A 17648-nucleotide genomic window follows, 5' to 3' on the forward strand; every position below is an offset into this window, starting at 1 on the left:
GCAATTCAGGGGTACAGGATATTCCATGTTCTGTACCCTTGCTCTGTAATTCCGCCCCTTGCCTATCCTCGCCTCCCTGTAACCCTCCTGCGAGCGCAGACTCATCAACAGTGATACGCCAGTTGATATGGTGCTCGTGCAGCCAGAACGCCTGGTCCGCATTCAACTTTCCCCGAGCCAGAGCAGCGTTTATCTCCTCCTCGTTGCAATCGGGGCAGGCGTTCTGCACGTCGTATTGTGTATCGTAGCCCGAAGACTCCGTTAAATCAGTGAAACAATCGTCTGGTTGAAGCGTTATATGTGATTGTTGTGAAATCATAATGCTTTCCTTAGCAGCAAATGGTAAATGATTCGCAATGTGAGCAACTCTGGCTCTGAAAAGAGAGTACTCGCCTCCAATGGGGAAGCAAGTACTCTTCACCTCTCATAATGTGTGGGAAAAGCCAGCGTTTGCGCTATTGAGCGTATTGATTGAACGCTGGATACCAGGGATGCAGATCGGGTTGAAAAACCTTGTTTTGCACAGCCGGATCTTGTTCAACTATCTCGCGTGCCTCAGCCTCGTCAGCGGCTTCCAGAATGCCCAGACCGCCCTGATTATCGAGAAAAAACCCTCCCATAAGGAGCCGTCCATCAGCAAAGAAGCGTCGCATATAGCGAGCATGTTCCTTGAAAAAAGGCTGCTCAACAACTGGCTTCCCCTGTATCCAGGCCGGGGCGGGAGTATAGACGACGGCAAAGATCATCACAACCTTCCTTTTTCTTTATATATGTTTCTCTCTTAGAGGCCTATATATATGACAGGAAAGTACTTGTATTTGTGACATCTCTCTAGCTCAAAAAAGGTTGAAATCGTATTATTAGAAACCTAATCATCTTCTCAAAAAAAAAGAGCACTACCAAATTTCGTTATTGAATAACATCCCTGATAGTTAGAACTCTAACTATTTTGAGTATACCCGTTCTGTACGGGCATGTCAAGGGAAATAAACGTATATTGCTATTCCTTCCGTTCTTGAGACCATTAAGGACTATCGTGCAATGCAGACAGGTGCCGGCAAAATGCCTGAAAGAAACAGTCTTTCAGGCATGTATTGCTTGTATATATAAGTTCTGTCTGGTCACTGCTCACTCGCTAGCGGTTCCTGGTCTGCCAGAATACGCACTTCTCCGTCATACAAATAGCGGGTTGGCTTCACACGCTGCGTACCTCGTCGCAGGATCGATGATGCATGTTCAGTTGCTTCACGCTGGCGCATATCGCGATCATGAGTGGCCTCGTAGATGGAGTCTCGCTGCTCATAGAGATAGTCCAGCAGCATGCTAATGTCGTGACCCTCTATCGTTAACTGCATCTCGGTGTCTTGCTCTGAGGAGATCCGCAATTGGAGTGGCTGCTCCATATGCAGGTGAAAGTTCCATCTTCCCGTTGTGTGAACTGGTCGTTCCTGTGTCATAAGTATCTTCCTTTACTGGACTAAGGCGTGCACACTACTCTATTCCCTACTATCATGTAACAAACTTCGTAGTCGCGCGATTTATCGTGCATTCCCGAAATCTTCTGCTCTGGGAGCAATGCGCGATAAATCGCGCGACTACGAAGTTTGGGCCAGCTTAAAAAAGCCATCTCACTGAGGAAAACAAAATCTGGCGCTCTTCTATTCCGAGTGACGGCTTCTAGCACATTGAATCACAACAATTGACGAAGAATCTGCCCCTGCCATACACGAATCGTCCCCAAGGTTGCATGATGCATCAATTATTTACAACCCCTCACCGATCGTACGCACCAGATCCATGATTTGTTCGATAGTGAGCGAGCGCCCAACGTTGCGGGCAGCCTCCCAGCTTTCCTCGTCAATGCGGGAGCGGATGTATTGCTCGACTGCTTGAATAAACGGATGGGTTTCTGCCCAGGAGTTCAGGCCGATGCTGCCCATCAAGACCTCGACCGCACCTTTGATTTGCGCTGAGTAGAGGGTGGCTTGCGTCTCATCTGGCTTCCCATGCAATCCCGCCGCGATACTGAGCCAGCATAGCCCCGTCGTCAGATATTGTTTTTGCTGGATGCGATAGCACAGTTCCAGGCTCTTACTCAGAAGACGGATGGAGTCAGCAAAGCGACTCTCCAGGATAAGCATTGCGCCATGATCCTTCAGGACATCGGCGGTTGCGCTGATATCGCCCAGTTGCTCAAAAAGCTCCAGACTTTGCCCATAGAGCGCTTCCATCCGTCTGAATTCGCCCATGAAGCCTGCGGCTGCGCCCAGATAGAAAAGCAACTGAGCACGTAACCAGGGAGCATCGGTGTGGGCGAGTTGATCCAGACCTTCCTGACAGGCGGCGCGGCCTGTTTCGTAGTCGCTCGTGGCGAGGGCAACCCAGGCGCGATGTAACAACGCTCCTGCGAGTCCTTCGGGATCGTCGAGCCGCTGCCAGAGCACGATGCTCTCCTCAACCAGTTCTTTCGCTCGTTCCTGATTATTTTCCAGGGACGACAGGCGAGCGGCTTCGCTCAACGCTTTGGCTCGGGCCGCCAACAAAGTCTCTCCTGCGTCGTCTGCAACCGGGAGCGCCAGCGCGCTTGCCAGCCAGTGCCGCGCCTCCGTCAGATAGCCCTGCCATTCCCAATAGGGCCGCAAGGCCGCTGCGAGGCGTAGATGGAATTCGTGAGCCTGCAAGTCGGTGCGTGCGCGTCCTTTGGAGGAGAGAATGCGGCTTCCGGCAACGCTCTGCTGATCTTGGGGGCGATCTGGTCTGGGAAGCGTGTTGATCTTGAGACCATCTTTCGCCCTTTGTAGCGACCACTCTAGCGCTGCACGGAAATTATCACGATCTGCCGAGAGTCGGGCCAGCCAGACGAGCTGTTGTGGCCCGCGCAACGCCTGTTCGCCTGTCTCTGCCTTGCGCAAATAATAGCAGGCGTGCCAGTTGCGCAAACACGTGACGTTGTCGTGCTTGTCAAGCTGTTCCAGAGCGTATTCACGCAGCGTCTCTAGCATCGTAAATCGTGCCAATCCATAATCGTAAGGAATCTGCACGATCAAGCTGTTGTCTGCCAACTGTTCCAGCATGTCTACAGCCGAGACGACTTCTTGATCCTCTCCTACCATCTCTTGCATGAGAGCCTCAGCTGCCTCAAGTGACCAGCTGCCGATGAAGATGCCCAGGCGACAGAACCAGCGCTGCTCAAGTGGGGAGAGCAGATCGTAGCTCCAGGTGATCGCGTTACGCAGCGTATGATGTCTGCCGGGCAGATTTTTAGCTCCCCCAGTAAGAATGGTGAGTCGCGCCTGTTCAAGTCGCCCTAACAGCGATGATGGGGGGAGTATTCTGATGCGAGCCGCCGCCAGTTCGAGGGCTAACGGCAAGCCATCGACCCGCGCACAGATGCGAGTGATGGTTGCTGCATTTGCCTCAGTCAGTGCAAAGTCGGGTTTCACCGCCTGTGCGCGCTCAACAAAGAGCTGCACGGCCCCATAGTGGAGCAATTCGTTCGGCACCAGCGAGACGGCAGGATCGGGCACATCGAGCGGGGGAACGCTGAATGCATGCTCTTCATACATCCGCAGTGCTACCCGGCTCGTAATCAGTATCTTGACGCCCGGCGCTGCTGCCAGAATTTCCTCTATAACCTCCGTCGCCCCTCCCACTTGCTCAAAATTATCTAATATTAATAAAAGTTGTTTTTGCTCTAAATAAGTTATCAGGCTTCGCGATGGCGCGAAGCCGGGTGGAGAGGGAATATCGAGCGCTTGTAGGATGCTAACCGGCACCAGTGCGGGATTATTCACACCAGCCAGCGGCACAAACCACACTCCCTGCTCAAATGCACTGATCTGCTCACGCGCCACTGACAAAGCGAGCCGTGTTTTGCCACTGCCACCAGTGCCAATTAATGTAATGAGACGGATATCATCGCGCCCGATCAATTGTTGCAACCGATGCGCCGTCCAGCCACGTCCGATCAGTCGCGTCGTGAGGGTTGGTAAGTTATGGCGGCGCGTCTGGAGCGGCTGGTTGGCGAGATCGGATGGCGGGACCGCTTCTGGCTTGTTGGCAAGGGTCGTCGTCAGTGTGCTGAGTGGGGGTGTGTCCCATTCCTGCTGACTAAAGAGGGACGCTCCCACCTCGGCCTCTTCGAGCAAGTGGTGCGCCTCCTCTCTGGTGGTAATGGCGTGCCAGCGAGCCAGTGTGGTGATGATGACGCGTATCTCACGGTGAGTGATCAGTGCTTTGCCATCGCTGCCGAGCTTACGGCTGAGTACCTTCGCATTGAGGCCAAGCTCATGAGCCAACTGTATCTGTGAATAGCCGCTGCTCTTTAAATATTCTTTAACGCTTGCTCTAAATCCATTGCTCATTCATAGACTCCGGTTTTCTATCTCAGAGCATGTCATCGTTGCGCGATAATTGGTGTCGGCGGAAATTGTGAGGATGTTGGGTTTCTTGTAGCGACAAGGCGTGGTTGGGGGTCCTGGTGGGGGCCTTGCGCTTGTCGCCCTCGCCAGGCCGTTTGACCGCTATTTGTCCCCAATATGCCCCCAATACCCAACGGCGACAAGCGCAAGGCCCCCTCATCCTCTCCCCACCTCTCCTTGCCGCTACGATGGTGGAAATATCCCTTTCCCCTCCCCTCATTTCCCGGATGCACCAATTATCATGCAATGACGACCTACCCTGAGCATATCTCTTCCTTTGAGTGGATTTTGAGTAGACTTTGAGTAACTAAAATTGGTAGTGATGAGATGCTTTCATCAGTATACTTAGATCAAACCGGTAAATCAAGAGAGAGAGAGAAAAGAGATATGTGTCTTCTTGAAGTTTATGCGCAGTGCGATGACAGATTTTTTGAGGTTTCATCCGATGAAGTGGAGCATGCCGAGTTGATCGTAGAAGAACTCGTCAGCCGCGTTCTCCTGGACCTCTTTGATGAAGGGATGGTAGACGACGTAGACATACGCTTTTCTGCTAACCCTCATACAGGATTCCAGCAATGCTCGATCCATATCAATGCTGAATGCAATTGTAGAGCATTCACCTTGGAGCCGAGAACGAAGAAAAATATGGAGTGTGCAGTTGAGAAAAACATGCATATCCTGTTGCGAGAGATTTTTGGGCATGTGAAGGTCAACAGTGTGATGCGCTGCCCTTCGTTCGCGATGGCTGATTAGTTCTTGCCTGTTGCAAGTAACCGACGACCATCAGTAAGAGGAGTAGAACCTGTTGATTACCATACAAGTCAAACAGAGTGTCTTCATCAATCTCCCAGCTGAGACGATCTTTGCATATTTGGGTGAGCTGGAAAACTTGAGAAACTGGTCGAGCGTTATCAGTGTCGGCGAGGTGCCAGCAACGACTCAGGTAGGTGCGACTGTGCAGAGTACGATCCGGTTTTTGGGCAGCTGGCACGATATGATCTTTGAGGTGATTGAGTATGAACCCTCTTACTCTCTAACGATCAAAAGCACTTCTGGTATTGCTCCCTGTCTCTTCTGGTTTCAACTGGAGTCGGTCGCTGGTGGCGGAACCACCGTGACTCAGGATGCTGTGGTAGATCTGATAGAGGATTATGCGGAGCAGACTCGCCCGCTGATTGCCTGCGCCGTTCGTCGCCAGCTAGAATACAACCTGCTGACGCTCAAGGATATATTAGAGATTCGAGCAAGTTGTGCGGCAAATGCTGTTTGATGAGAAATCAGGAGCCGAGATTCGAGCAAGTTGTGCGGCAAATGCTGTTTGATGAGAAATCAGGAGCCGAGATTCGAGCAAGTTGTGCGGCAAATGCCATTTAATATGGAATAAGTAGTGCAGAATAAACAATTATTGCTCTTTTCTCCCCTCGCCCGAGTCTGGCGCGGCAGCGCTCCAGAGCGGATACGGAACACCAGCCAGCCGATTGATGACGATGGCCTGGATGGTGAGTAGCACCACCGCAGCCATAAGTAGGACGAGTTGCCAGGGCTGGTGGAAGATGCCGAGAGAGACGATGAGGGTCGTGGCCCCGGCTGGCGGATGGGGTGCCTTCAACAGCACCATCACGCCAGCCGTTAATCCCAGCGATAGCGCCGCCGCAATGACACGTGGCCATGTGACTCCCTCGCTGACTGCTGGTCCCGCCGCTGTCAGTCCCGTAATCATCAGGCTGAGGTAGCCTGCAATCGCGCCGACCGCGTGCCCGATAATGGTATTACGTGGAGAAGCAGCCGGCGCTGTGGGCGTATAGAAAAAGAGAAACGCCGTTGGGCCGAGTGATGGAAAGATGAATGGCGAGCCGGTAATCACGGCCAGGACCGACATCAAGCCAATACTGATGCAGCCATTAATAAAGCTAAAAAGCGCGAGAACTGGAATTTGAGCATAATGTTGCAACAACCAGTTGAGACGTACATGCGTTAGCAGGCCATGCACGACATCGGACATCTGCCCGCCCAGAGGGTGTTCGCGATCTATCGGATTCGCCGTTAGCCTCCTTGCAACTGTTTCGGGTTGCTCTCTGCCAGTCGTTGGCTTCTTAGCTTTATCCGTTTCTGGATTCACTTTCCTGTTCTCCTTTATAGCTTCTTTGCCGCTCACGCTCTCCTTAACTCAATTGCCGTATCGAGCGCGGATTCCTCCTCAGCACTCGCCATATCAGGACGCCGCCAAGAAAGACGAGGCCCGATATGATCACCAGTATCCAGATATCGATGCTCCCACCAGCAAGGTAAAGATCGAGCGCAATCGTCAGCAGCCAGAGCTGAATTCCCATTAAAAGAATTCCTATAGAGAGCGCCGTCAACAGCACGGCCACGCGGCCCGGTGGTGGCCCTTGTTCGACGTGGTTGGTGGTTTCGCTCAATGGGCGTGATCCGTTATTCACCTGGCACCTCCTCAACTGCATAGAGCATCGTTCCGTCCGCTTGCAGATTGATGCGTGGTAGTGACCGTTGCGGCGGTCCCGCAATCGGCGACCCCGTGCGCGGATCAAAGACGCCCTCGTGACAAGGACAGAGCAGCTTGTTGCTTGGCTGATCGTAATAGACGGCGCAGGAGAGGTGCGTACAGCGCCCACTATAGGCCACAAAGCGGCCATCTGTCAAATGCAGCAGGATGGCAGGATCTTCCGCAGTGGGGAATTGGAAGTAGTGAGCCTGGCCCACAGGCACCCCGGTCGTTTGAATGATTGCCTGTCGCTGTACAGTTCTGAGCGGTTTGATATAGCTAAGAATGGCAATGCCAGCGGTGGCAGCAAAGAGCGTGCCGGAGGCCATCACCGCAAAGCGGAGCAGTTCGCGTCGCGAAACCTGATCGTCCGCGTCCCAATGATAGGGAAACTCGGCCTGCCAGCGCGTGAGGCGTTTATATCTGCGTGCCAGGGAACTGCCCAATCGGTGCGCGTGGTTATCTGTCGTCGTCATAGCACCCAGGCCTCCTCTCTCGTGAAGTCCGCCTCTTCGCCAGCCTTTGCCCCGGCTTTGTTCAGCAGCGCCATCAGGTCCAACTTTGGAGTCTCCTGTGGCAAGACATGATAGACACGCGTTTGCACAGTCTGCGTGCCAAAGGCGGTGAGATTGACGGCGTGTCCTTCGCGCTGGTTGATGAACTCTTCATAGTCGCCGTACCAGAGCGCCTGTGTCGGGCAGGCCTGGGCACACCAGGGCTTGAGATCCTGGCTGGTGCGATCATAGCAGAGATTGCACTTTTTCATCAAGCGGGCCTTGATATCGAATTTCGGTACTCCGAATGGGCAGGCATAGACGCAGTTGCGACAGCCAATGCAGCGCGACGGCTCCGCCATCTGCACCACGCCCTCTGGCGTAATCAGAATCGCCATCACGGGGCAGACCTGTGCGCAGGGGGCCACCGGGTCTTGACAGTGCATACATACAGTTGGCTGCGTTGCCACGCTCATCTCCCGATCCACAAAATCGACCATCACCATGCTCTCCCCTTTATGGGAATCACATTCGCGACAGGCCGCTTCACAGGCTCGACAGCCGATGCAACGCGATGGATCAACGAATAGTGTTTTGACAGCCACGTCCCTTTTCCTTCCTTTATGCTTTATTTTAAAGAATGCTCTTTATCTTCCCTAATACGCTTTTGCATCCTTTTCGGGCGGTTGCTTTGTCTCTCCAATTTCATATGGGAACATCTTAGGCGCATTCTCATACGTAAAGTTCTCGACAACGCCATTGCCCTGCGGCGAGACCGGAGGTGCGTTCAGCTTCTCAACCAGTGCCGCGCAAACCTTATATTCAGGGATCTTCACGGTCGGCTCTACGGCTGAATTTGTCAACTGATTGGCCGCCTGCTTGCCGCCGTAATGATAAGGGATGAAGAGGGTGTCCGGGCGGATCGTTGGCACCACCAGCGCCTTAACCTCCATTGAGAAGCGCGGCGTACGCACACGCACAATCTCTTCGTTGACGATGCCAAGCCGTGCCGCTGCCTGGGGATGAATCTCAACCCAGGGTTCGGGTGCCTGCGAGTTGAGAAAACCCAACCGGCGCGTCTGGTTGCCAGAGAGGTAATGATAGACGACACGACCCGTGGTGAGGCGGAAAGGATACATTCCGCCGGGTTCCTCAGCCGGGGGTTGATACGGAATCGGGAACATGCGGGCGCGACCATCGGGAAAGCCGAAACGTTCGGTGAACAGGCGAGGCGTCCCCGGATGATCCAGCGTGGGACAGGGCCAGAACACGCCTTCCTGCTCGTCGATCTTCTCCCAGGTGATACCATAGTAATCGGAGACGCCCCCCTTGCTCGCCTCGCGCAACTCGTTCCAGATGTCGAGCGCACTCTGATAGGGGAAGAACTGGCCGCGCCCAAGCCGTTTGGCAAGTTCGCGTACGATTATCCAATCGGGTTGCGCCTCACCTGGAGGATCAGCAGCCTTGTTGATTTTGATGACGCGCCCCTCAAGGTTGGTCGTTGTTCCCTCATCTTCGCACCAGACGCTCCCCGGCAATACCACATCGGCGAAATTGGCCGTCTCGGATTGGAAGAAATCGATCACCACCAGCGGATCGAGATTTTGCAGTGCCTTTTGCACCACCTGATTATCGGGTAGCGAGACCATCAGATTGGAGCAGACGATCATGCAGCTCTTGATCTCGCCATCGGCCATCAGATGAACCATCTCCGTTGCAGCTGCCCCTTCCCAGGGTAGCTCTTCGACCGGAATGCCCCAGAATCTAGCGATATGTTCGCGCTCCTCTGGCACGTCGATATGGCGATATCCCGGCAACTGATTGGCCTTCTGTCCGACCTCGCGCCCGCCCTGACCGTTGCCCTGGCCTGTCACCATCATCGTGCCGCCGCCCGGTTTGCCGACCTGTCCACGAGCCAGCGCGAGATTGATGCAGGCCAGGCAGTTATCAACACCGTGCGTGCTGTGTTCGATGCCGCGTGCGTGCATAATCAGTGAGGTGGCGGCGCGACCATAGAGGCGTGCCGCTGCCAGGATGCGTTTCGCGGGCACCCCTGAAAGATGCTCAGCATACTCAAGCGTGAATGGTTCCACTTCGTCTCGTACCGCCTCCCAGCCCTGCGTACGTGTTTTCAGATATTCTTCGTCCACCAGCCCGTCGGCGATAATCTGCCGCAGCATCGCGTTGAGAACAGCTATATCAGTTCCAGGCTTCACGGGGAGCCAGAGATCGGCTGTGCGAGCGAGCGGCGTTTCGCGAGGATCAATGACGATCAGGTTTGCCCCTTTATCGCGTGCCTGCCAGACCCATTGCATCATGATGGGGAAACATTCGGCAACGTTGACGCCAACGGCCAGTATGCAATCGGTCAGGGGAATATCGGTCATCGGCAGGGGCGCGCGATCAACGCCAAAAGCTCTGGCATAAGCCATTGCTGCTGAAGACATGCAGAGACGCCCGTTGTAATCGACGTGGCGCGTTCCCAGAGCCACGCGCGCGAATTTGCCCATGATGTAGCATTTCTCGTTTGTCATCGAGGAACCGCTATAGATGGAGACGGCGTGCTTGCCGTATTCGGCCTGAATGCGCTGCCAGCGCGACACGATGTAGTCCAGCGCCTCGTCCCAGGTGACGCGTTCCAGAGGACTACCCTTGCCGCCGCGCCGCATCATAGGATAGCGTAAACGGTCGGGATGATCGGCCTGTTGATAGGCGACGACCCCCTTTGGACAGAGCGAGCCGCGATTATGCGGGAAGTTGCGCGGCTCGACCCCGATCACCTTGCCATCTGCCACCTTGAGGTTCATGCCGCACTGGACGCCGCAAAAGGCGCAGTGGGTTGGCACCAGCGTTTCAGCCAGGCGCGTTGCGTCCCTCCAGCCCGGCGCGGGCTTGCCTGCGGATTCAAAATCGTAGTTGAAATCGCGCCCTGGCTCAAAGATATCTTTATTGACTGACATATTCTTCTCCCTTGTATGGCAGAGGCGATGGCTGCTCCTCGCCCGGCTTCTCAGATAGGGTGATGCCCCTATGGGCGAGGAGCAGCCATCGCCTCTGCCATACGACGATTAGAGGAAACGTTTGCCCATAAGCTGGTAGTACGCTTCGCCGCGCAATACGCGTTTGCAGGTGGGACAATATTCTTGTAGCGCGCCGCGATCTCCGCCCAGATCGTAATGCTGGCCAAGATCTCCTAACACAGCTTGTAAATCCTGTACAAACTGCTCTGATGGTAGCTCCTGTCCACAGCGTCGGCAGCGGCCTGTCTGGGGTCGTATATCGTAGTGTTCCATGTCCTGATTCACAGTCTGATAGAGCGAGACCCCGATACTGGCGGGGCGCTCGATGATATGAAAGAACTTGCCAAAAGGCAGCGAGAGCAGCCAGACGACGACCACGGCCTGATGCGTGAGCGAGAGGAACCAGTAGAAGCGGCCACCCCACCACGAGGACGAGGCGGTGAGTGCGAGGCCCGTAACGCTGATGGCTACCAGCATCACCAGGGGCAACAGATCGAAGCCGAAGCGCTGGATGGCGAGCTGTCCCGCGTCGGTAATGCGCCGCCATAGTGCTAGCAGCAGACCGACCATCAGCAGGAGCGCCGTGAAATCCAGCCCATGAAAGATAGCAAATCCAATAACTGATGAGATCGGAAAGATAAGGAGCGGGATACCAAAGAACCAGAGTTGATACTGTGAGTTGGGCAGTAAGGTGAAGTGCAACCAGCCGAAGGTGAGCGGGAGCGTGATCGCCAGCGAGAGCAGCACACCCCAGAAGATGCACATATGCGTGATCCAGCGCCGCAGGCCGCGTTTGAGGATAAAAGTCTGACCGAAAATATCGGTCCACCATGCTTTCGGGATTAATAACGTGTAATTGCGAAAATTGCGCCACGAAAAGAAATTGGCCCAACCCGCGCGGAAGTAGCGCCAGGTTGGTGGTCGGCTAATCCAGAGCGCATAGCGATAGGTGAGGGCAACAACGGCAAAAAGGGTTGCGACGGCATAGCCGATCAGAGCAGAATCGAAGTCGCGCATACCTCGTGAGCCGACGAAAATCAAGAGCATCAATACGACCGCCGAGATGATTGCAATCACCGTTGCTAGCTCGGCGGGTCGGGACCGGGCCATGTCGGTATTTATCTCGCGCTTCACCGTGTTCTCCTTTGCATTTCAAATCTATTCCTGATTAAGAACACGAATAGAGCGTAGCGAAACGTGACAGATCTCCTTGAGAGGCGCGGAGAGGGTATCTCTGTGGAAATGGGTAATGCTATGGGTAATTCTACCCATGAGTATAAAAGGGGAAGAAGAGTAGACTCTACACATAAGGTTTCGTGAAAGCAAGTGTCGAAATCGATAATAGAAATGCTCAACGAAAGGAATCATTGAATGAAACTAACAGGAAGTATAAAGAGCCTGTTGTTAGGTAGTATTAGTCTATTAATCATGGGGATATTAGCCGCCTGTGGTGCTGATCCAGCTTCCACGGCAGGTCTTCCCAGCAGCGCGGCAACGCAGGCACAGTCTGCTTCTCAAGGTAAAGGTGTTACCACAAAATTCTCTGTCGTGGCGGCAGGTGCGGCCATTCAGAAATGCCTGCCTCATGCGCGTGGTGAGGTGGCGGTTCTCTCCGATAATCTCAACGATACAATGAAGTTCAACGTCTATAGCCTGGCTCCCAAGCAGAAATATACATTGTTTGTAACCCAACTGCCCAACAAACCGTTTGGCATCTCGTGGTATCAGGGAGCGATTTTCACCGATGCAGACGGCAATGGAAGCGTCATTGTGCGTGGTATCCTCGATTCCAAGACATTCTCGGTCTCTCCAGGAGGCGCGACAACAACGTTTGCGCCAACCAACCAGTATCATCTGGGCCTCTGGTTCAGCGATCCCGAAGCGCCGTTCAAGCTGGGATGTGAGCCGGGAGCCAAAGAGCCGGTCGTGACTCCGTTCAATGGCGCTCACAAGGCCGGTATCCTCGCTCTGAACACCAGCAACTTCCCCGACGCCGCCGGCCCACTTTCAAAGATCAAGAGTTCCACGCTGGATGTCACCGAGGCGCAGAGCCAGATCTCTGTGCAGGGAGAGCGCACCTATTCCTTCCCGGTGAGTGCTGCTGGTTCCGCCGTACAAAACTGCCTGCCCCATGCACGTGGCGAGGCGGCGATCTATTCCGATGGTCTCAACGAAACGATGAAGTTCAACGTCTATGGTCTGGCCCCGAAACAGAAATATACATTGTTTGTAACCCAACTGCCCAACAAACCGTTTGGCATCTCATGGTATCAAGGAGCGATCTTCACCGATGCAGACGGCAACGGTGACGTGGTGGTGCGCGGCATCTTTAGCGCCAAGACGTTCTCGGTCTCTCCAGGAGGCGAGACGACAACATTTGCGCCAACCAATCAGTATCATCTGGGTTTATGGTTCAGCGATCCTGAAGCGCCGTTCAAGCTGGGATGTGAGCCGGGAGCTAAAGAGCCAGTCGTGACCCCGTTCAATGGCGCTCACAAAGCTGGTATTCTGGCCCTGAATTCTGGTACCTTTCCGGATAATGCTGGTCCACTTTCAAAAGTTCAGGGGTAGTTTTTCAAGAAAATAGGTCGCGACAGACATAGGAGAGCAGGGGACGAGGGGTGCGCCGCTGGCAGCATCCCCTCGTCCCTCGCCTCGCTGTACGGAAAGCCTACCGCAGCTTGTCCAGGTTCTCGTTGAAGCTCGTCAACAACTCCTGGGTCTCTGCGGGGTCATCCGCATTCTCCACGACGATAGCGGCCTCGATGTCCAGCCTGTTCTCTTCCACCTTGGCGATTAGCCCCTGTAGCCTTTCGTGATCCTCTGCTGACGCCATTGCGACCTCCTTCACGAGTGAGTGTATCTCTGAAGTGAGCCTGGTTCTCCCTCGAATGAGAGAAGGGATCGATTGCACCTACATGCGTTGATCCCGCGACAGTGCTGTCGTGGCTACCTCTGCTGAGATTGACAGCGCGCTTTCCACATGATAGTTTATATATGAATACCACTGTCACCTATGAAAATTTTTAGAAGATTTGCATGCCTGTACAGATGTTATCTACCATTATAATCGAAGCTTGCATCGATAAGAAAACGAGAGCGCGAGGAAAAGATGAACAAAATCCGCGATCTTGATGATACATCCTCTCACCCCACGTACCATGTGCCAGCGCTGGAAAAAGGATTGGATATTCTTGAGTGTCTGGCCGCGCATGATACTCCTTTGACGCAAGCGCAACTGGCACGGGTGCTGGAAAGAGGGGCCAGCGAGCTATTTCGTATGCTCACCTGTCTGGAACGGCGCGGCTATATTCGGCGCGATCCTCTCTCCGGCGCGTACTGCCTGACCTTGCGGTTATTTGAGCTTGCCCATACCCATTCTCCCTATCAGGGCTTGTTGCAGGCCGCCGCCGCTCCGATGCGCACGTTGGTCGATGAAGTGGGAGAGTCGTGTCACCTCAGCGTCGTGCATCGCGGCAAACTGGTGGTGCTGGCCCAGGAGGAGAGTCGGGGACGGCTGCGTCTTTCCGTTGAGGTTGGCGGCACCTTTCCCCTGTTACACACCGCCTCTGGACGCCTGTTGCTTTCCTATATGGACGAGGCAACGCGCGCAGAAACGTTACAGCAGGACGAGGAGTACAAGACGCTGACTGAAGAAGAGAGAGATGCGCTGGAAGAGCGGCTGGCGCAGATTCGCGCTCATGACTACGAATATATCGTGGGCGAGTCGAACGATGGAGTGCGCGATATGGTTGTGCTGGTCGGAACTCCCGATTCGCACTTGCAGGCTGCCCTGGCTATCTGTTCCCTGTCTCGCAAACAGAAATCGTTCCTCAACGAGATATTGCCCGCCTTGCGCCGCTGTGCCACCAGCATCAGCCGGGCGGCGGGGATTGTTGTTTAATGTAACTTGCACCCGCCGTAGTCGCGCGATTTATCGCGCGACTACGACAGATGTGAGCATTCTCTCCATAACAGGAGGTATTGCAGAGGTGTTTCAAGAGCGCTATTTTGAAGACTATGCGTTGGGCGAGCAGCGGCAAACAATCGGGCGCACGATTACCGAAACGGACATCGTATTGCATGCAGGGCAGACCGGCGATTTTTACCCCCATCATATGGACGCCGAATGGTGTAAAACGCAAGATTTCGGGCAGCGTATCGCGCATGGCACTCTGATCTTCAGTGTCGCCGTTGGCATGACCGCTGGAACGATCAATCCCCTGGCATTCTCCTATGGTTATGATCGATTGCGCTTCATCAAGCCTGTCTTTATCGGTGACACGATCCACGTTCAGGTGACGATTGCGGACAAGCGCGACCATCCCAAACGCACCGATCATGGTGTTGTGGTGGAGAAATGCGAGGTGTTTAATCAGCGCCAGGAGCTTGTGCTGGTCTGCGAACATTTGCTCCTGGCGCAACGTCGCGCGCTATAATTGAAATTCTTCGATGATAGATGCGGTATGCTCACCGATGGCGGGCGATCCGACCGCTGAGGTGAGCAGGGAGCCGTCGATGCGAATGGGGCAGCGGGTCGTTGTCAGCGTGGCACCATTTGCCCGACTGACCTGCTGGACCATCTTGAGGACTTTGAAGGCATCGTGCTCCAGCAATTGATGCCAGTTCATCACCTCCGCGCACCAGATCCCGGCAGGTTCAAGGATATGCAGCCAGTGCGCCGTCGTTTGTGTGGCTAGCTGGTCTGTCAGGATGCGCTTGATCTCGTCCCGATTGGTGAACCACGTTTTTGGATCGGTATAGGTGAGCAGTTCCGGGCAAGCGAGCAACTCTCCGAGCCGGGGAATGCTGTTCATTGCCAGCGCGATAAAGCCATCGGCAGTGCGATACAGGCCGTAAGGTGCGCTCAGATAGGCGTTGGCATTGCTGATCTGGCTGCGTTTTGGCAATTGGCCGCCGTCGTTAAGATGGGTGGTCAGCACCTCGAACTGGAAATCCAGAATCGCTTCCAGCAAGCTTACTTCGACCAATCCTCCCTGGCCGCTGATGCCGCGCCGCACCAGACAGGCGAGAATTCCCTGCGTCAGATAGGCTCCCGCCAGTGTATCGGCGATGGAGAGGCCAAAGGGAACCGGTCCCTGATCGGCGTTACCGCTCAGCCATGTCAGGCCCGAAACCGACTGAGCCAGCAAATCCTGTCCAGGTTTATCGCGCCAGGGTCCATCGTTGCCATACCCTGTCACTGATGCATAGACCAGGCGTGGATATTCTGCACGAATCTGCTCATAGCCAAGCCCCAGCCGCTCGATGACGCCCGGACGAAAATTCTGGATCAGAACATCAGCATGGGCCAGCAGCCTTTTCACTAGCTTAAAATCGTTTGGGTTCTTCAAATCGACGGCAAAGCTCTGCTTGTTGCGGTTGATCGAATGAAAGAGCGTGCTATCGCCATCGAGTTCCAGGTTTGAGATATAGAGGCGGCGGCAGAGATCGCCCCCATCGGGCCGCTCGATTTTGATGACGCGTGCCCCCATATCGGCCAATCGCAGGGCACAGAATGGACCCGCGAGAAACTGGCTAAAATCGAGAACGAGTAGTCCACTCAACGGCCTGGCCGCTTGATTATCGCTCATGCTTGCCTGCTTTCACCTATTTCCTGCCTATAATTGATGCATTTGGCAATCAGAGGAGAATTTGTAAGGGAAAGAAACGTTGGGGATACCCGTAGCGACAAGGGGTAGTTGGGGGTCTTGGTGGGGGCCTTGCGCTTGTCGCTGTGCAAGCACGAGAGATAAAACGGCCTGGGGAGGGCGACAAGCGCAAGGCCCCGCGCCCTCTCCCCTCTTCCCCTTGTCGCTACGGGTGGTGGGAACTTTCCCTTCCTCATTTCATTTCCAGGATGCACCACAATTATGTAGAATGATACGATTAATTTGTTACAAATACACTATTTATTTCCTTCAATACCGTTCGTGGATCGCCTCCTTCGCTCAGATAGCGATGCACGATCAGCCCCGCATGGTCCTGTAATGGGATCGCGCCATCGTAGCGGGGGCGCAGGTAGGCGTTGTCCAGCGTTGCCAACGTGTTCAAAAAGAAATTATCAGAGGCTTGATTGATTGTATTGTCCTGCCACGCCTGGCGATGGCCCGGCTGCCCACCGCTCGTGAAATAGAGGCCACGTTGTGTGACAGGATCGGCGACAAATTGAGCATAGGCCAGCGCTGCCTCGATCTGCTGACAATGGGCGGAGATGACCAGTCCGGCACCGCCCAGCGTCGAGCGCAACAGCTTCTCATCCAACTTGACGAGATTGCCAAAGCGGAGCGGCTTGCGCGCATATTCCGGGCGAGCGTAGTTGACGTATCCATACGCGCAGGGACAATACGCGATCTGATCGGCTGCAATCATCGCCTCGTAAGTTGCAATTGGGTTGCGCTCAAGACAGCGCGGGTCGCAATAGCTGAGCAGTTCGCGGAGAAGAGAGAGCGCGGCAACCCCTACGTCTGGGCTGATGACATATTCTCCACTGCTAAACGGCTCCTCTCCCAGCGCGCAACAGAACATATAGAAGTGCATCAAACTATCGACCGGGATCGCCGGGATCGCGACCAGTCCACGACGCGCTAATGTCAGCACATCCGACCATTTCTGCGGTATCTGTTTCAGCAGGTCCGGGCGATAAGCACTGACGGGTGTAGCGGCATCGATGGCTAATCCCCATTGATGACCACCGTAACTATAGCTTTCATGGGAGCGGCCAACGCTATTTGCTGCCTGATCCGCGAGAAATGAGGCCGGGAGATGTTCGTCAAGAGGCAACAGCAGCGGATGATTTGCAGCGTAGCCCATAAATGGATGATCGACCACAAGCAGATCAAAGTTTTCGGTCAGCCGCTCAACGGGATAGTCGGCAAACTCCTGCAACGAGCGCTTTTGCCATGTAATGCTGACGTCTGGATGCAGCTCGCTGAAGCGCTGTGCTGTGGCGACAAGCGGCAAATAGCCCCGCGTGTGATTCCAGGTGATGCCGCGAAGTTCAACAACGGTTGACATAAACCCTCCTCATTTCTTTTGTATATAAAAAGTATAGTCACAGGTAAAACTTTGTCAAGATGTCACATTTTCTTACGGAATAGCAAGGTCAGAGAGTCCGAAAAGGGTGCGCCTCACTTTTTTGCGCAGGGAATACCCAAGTCACCGGAAAACTGCTAAAATAGCTTCACATGACGCAAGGAAGAAGTAAGCA

Annotated in this window: 17 protein-coding genes; 4 read left to right on the forward strand and 13 right to left on the reverse strand. The window is 54.3% G+C overall.

Features of this window, described 5'->3' with window-relative positions; all coding sequences use genetic code 11:
* Positions 1-455: 455 nt before the first annotated feature.
* The 4 genes from K3T83_RS45565 to K3T83_RS57480 all read right to left on the reverse strand — a co-directional run bounded on the left by K3T83_RS45565 (position 456) and on the right by K3T83_RS57480 (position 4982).
* A complete protein-coding gene (locus K3T83_RS45565) occupies positions 456-746 on the reverse strand; it encodes a YciI family protein (protein WP_236065215.1) in 291 nt (96 codons plus the stop codon).
* 375 nt (positions 747-1121) lie between these two features.
* Positions 1122-1457, reverse strand: coding sequence for a hypothetical protein (locus K3T83_RS45570; RefSeq protein WP_220209783.1), 336 nt, complete (start codon positions 1455-1457; stop codon positions 1122-1124).
* 306 nt (positions 1458-1763) lie between these two features.
* Entirely contained in the window at positions 1764-4364 is a 2601-nt protein-coding gene (locus K3T83_RS45575; protein WP_220209784.1) for an ATP-binding protein, read from the reverse strand.
* Between the two features lie 495 nt (positions 4365-4859).
* Positions 4860-4982: a hypothetical protein gene (locus K3T83_RS57480; protein ID WP_268963578.1), complete on the reverse strand. Its 123-nt coding sequence runs from the start codon at positions 4980-4982 to the stop codon at positions 4860-4862.
* A 244-nt stretch (positions 4983-5226) separates the two neighbouring features.
* Here K3T83_RS57480 and K3T83_RS45580 point away from each other — a divergent pair, with 244 nt between their 5' ends.
* Positions 5227-5691, forward strand: coding sequence for an SRPBCC family protein (locus K3T83_RS45580; protein WP_220209785.1), 465 nt, complete (start codon positions 5227-5229; stop codon positions 5689-5691).
* 132 nt (positions 5692-5823) lie between these two features.
* Here K3T83_RS45580 and K3T83_RS45585 read toward each other — a convergent pair whose 3' ends face one another.
* From K3T83_RS45585 to K3T83_RS45610, 6 genes are all read right to left on the reverse strand, one after another.
* On the reverse strand, positions 5824-6540 hold the full coding sequence (locus tag K3T83_RS45585) for an HPP family protein (protein WP_236065216.1): 717 nt from the start codon (positions 6538-6540) through the stop codon (positions 5824-5826).
* A gap of 43 nt (positions 6541-6583) precedes the next feature.
* Positions 6584-6862, reverse strand: coding sequence for a hypothetical protein (locus K3T83_RS45590; RefSeq protein WP_220209786.1), 279 nt, complete (start codon positions 6860-6862; stop codon positions 6584-6586).
* On the reverse strand, positions 6855-7400 hold the full coding sequence (locus K3T83_RS45595) for a QcrA and Rieske domain-containing protein (protein ID WP_220209787.1): 546 nt from the start codon (positions 7398-7400) through the stop codon (positions 6855-6857). The genes K3T83_RS45590 and K3T83_RS45595 overlap by 8 nt, the downstream gene beginning before the upstream one ends.
* Positions 7397-8023, reverse strand: coding sequence for a 4Fe-4S dicluster domain-containing protein (locus K3T83_RS45600; protein ID WP_220209788.1), 627 nt, complete (start codon positions 8021-8023; stop codon positions 7397-7399). The genes K3T83_RS45595 and K3T83_RS45600 overlap by 4 nt, the downstream gene beginning before the upstream one ends.
* Positions 8024-8074: 51 nt before the next feature.
* A complete protein-coding gene (locus K3T83_RS45605) occupies positions 8075-10378 on the reverse strand; it encodes a molybdopterin oxidoreductase family protein (protein ID WP_220209789.1) in 2304 nt (767 codons plus the stop codon).
* A gap of 108 nt (positions 10379-10486) precedes the next feature.
* Complete coding sequence (locus K3T83_RS45610) at positions 10487-11572, reverse strand: hypothetical protein (protein ID WP_220209790.1); 1086 nt, start codon at positions 11570-11572, stop codon at positions 10487-10489.
* Positions 11573-11809: 237 nt separating this feature from the next.
* Here K3T83_RS45610 and K3T83_RS45615 point away from each other — a divergent pair, with 237 nt between their 5' ends.
* A complete protein-coding gene (locus K3T83_RS45615; RefSeq protein WP_220209791.1) occupies positions 11810-13009 on the forward strand; it encodes a hypothetical protein in 1200 nt (399 codons plus the stop codon).
* Positions 13010-13109: 100 nt separating this feature from the next.
* Here the strand turns inward: K3T83_RS45615 and K3T83_RS45620 are convergent, their stop codons facing one another.
* Positions 13110-13274, reverse strand: coding sequence for a hypothetical protein (locus K3T83_RS45620; protein WP_220209792.1), 165 nt, complete (start codon positions 13272-13274; stop codon positions 13110-13112).
* Between the two features lie 276 nt (positions 13275-13550).
* Between K3T83_RS45620 and K3T83_RS45625 the strand changes: the two genes are divergently transcribed.
* The gene (locus K3T83_RS45625) at positions 13551-14342 is read left to right on the forward strand and encodes an IclR family transcriptional regulator (RefSeq protein ID WP_220209793.1); all 792 of its coding nucleotides are present in this window, start codon (positions 13551-13553) and stop codon (positions 14340-14342) included.
* 88 nt (positions 14343-14430) lie between these two features.
* Positions 14431-14877 (forward strand): MaoC family dehydratase, encoded by a 447-nt coding sequence (locus K3T83_RS45630; protein WP_373324749.1) that lies wholly within the window; start codon positions 14431-14433, stop codon positions 14875-14877.
* On the opposite strand, the gene K3T83_RS45635 is transcribed toward K3T83_RS45630, so the two are convergent.
* Both K3T83_RS45635 and K3T83_RS45640 read right to left on the reverse strand, forming a co-directional pair.
* Complete coding sequence (locus K3T83_RS45635; RefSeq protein WP_220209795.1) at positions 14872-16032, reverse strand: CaiB/BaiF CoA transferase family protein; 1161 nt, start codon at positions 16030-16032, stop codon at positions 14872-14874. The genes K3T83_RS45630 and K3T83_RS45635 overlap by 6 nt on opposite strands.
* Before the next feature lie 295 nt (positions 16033-16327).
* Positions 16328-17455, reverse strand: coding sequence for an ABC transporter substrate-binding protein (locus tag K3T83_RS45640; RefSeq protein WP_220209796.1), 1128 nt, complete (start codon positions 17453-17455; stop codon positions 16328-16330).
* Positions 17456-17648: the final 193 nt, after the last annotated feature.

The sequence above is a fragment of the Reticulibacter mediterranei genome (genome assembly GCF_016587455.1).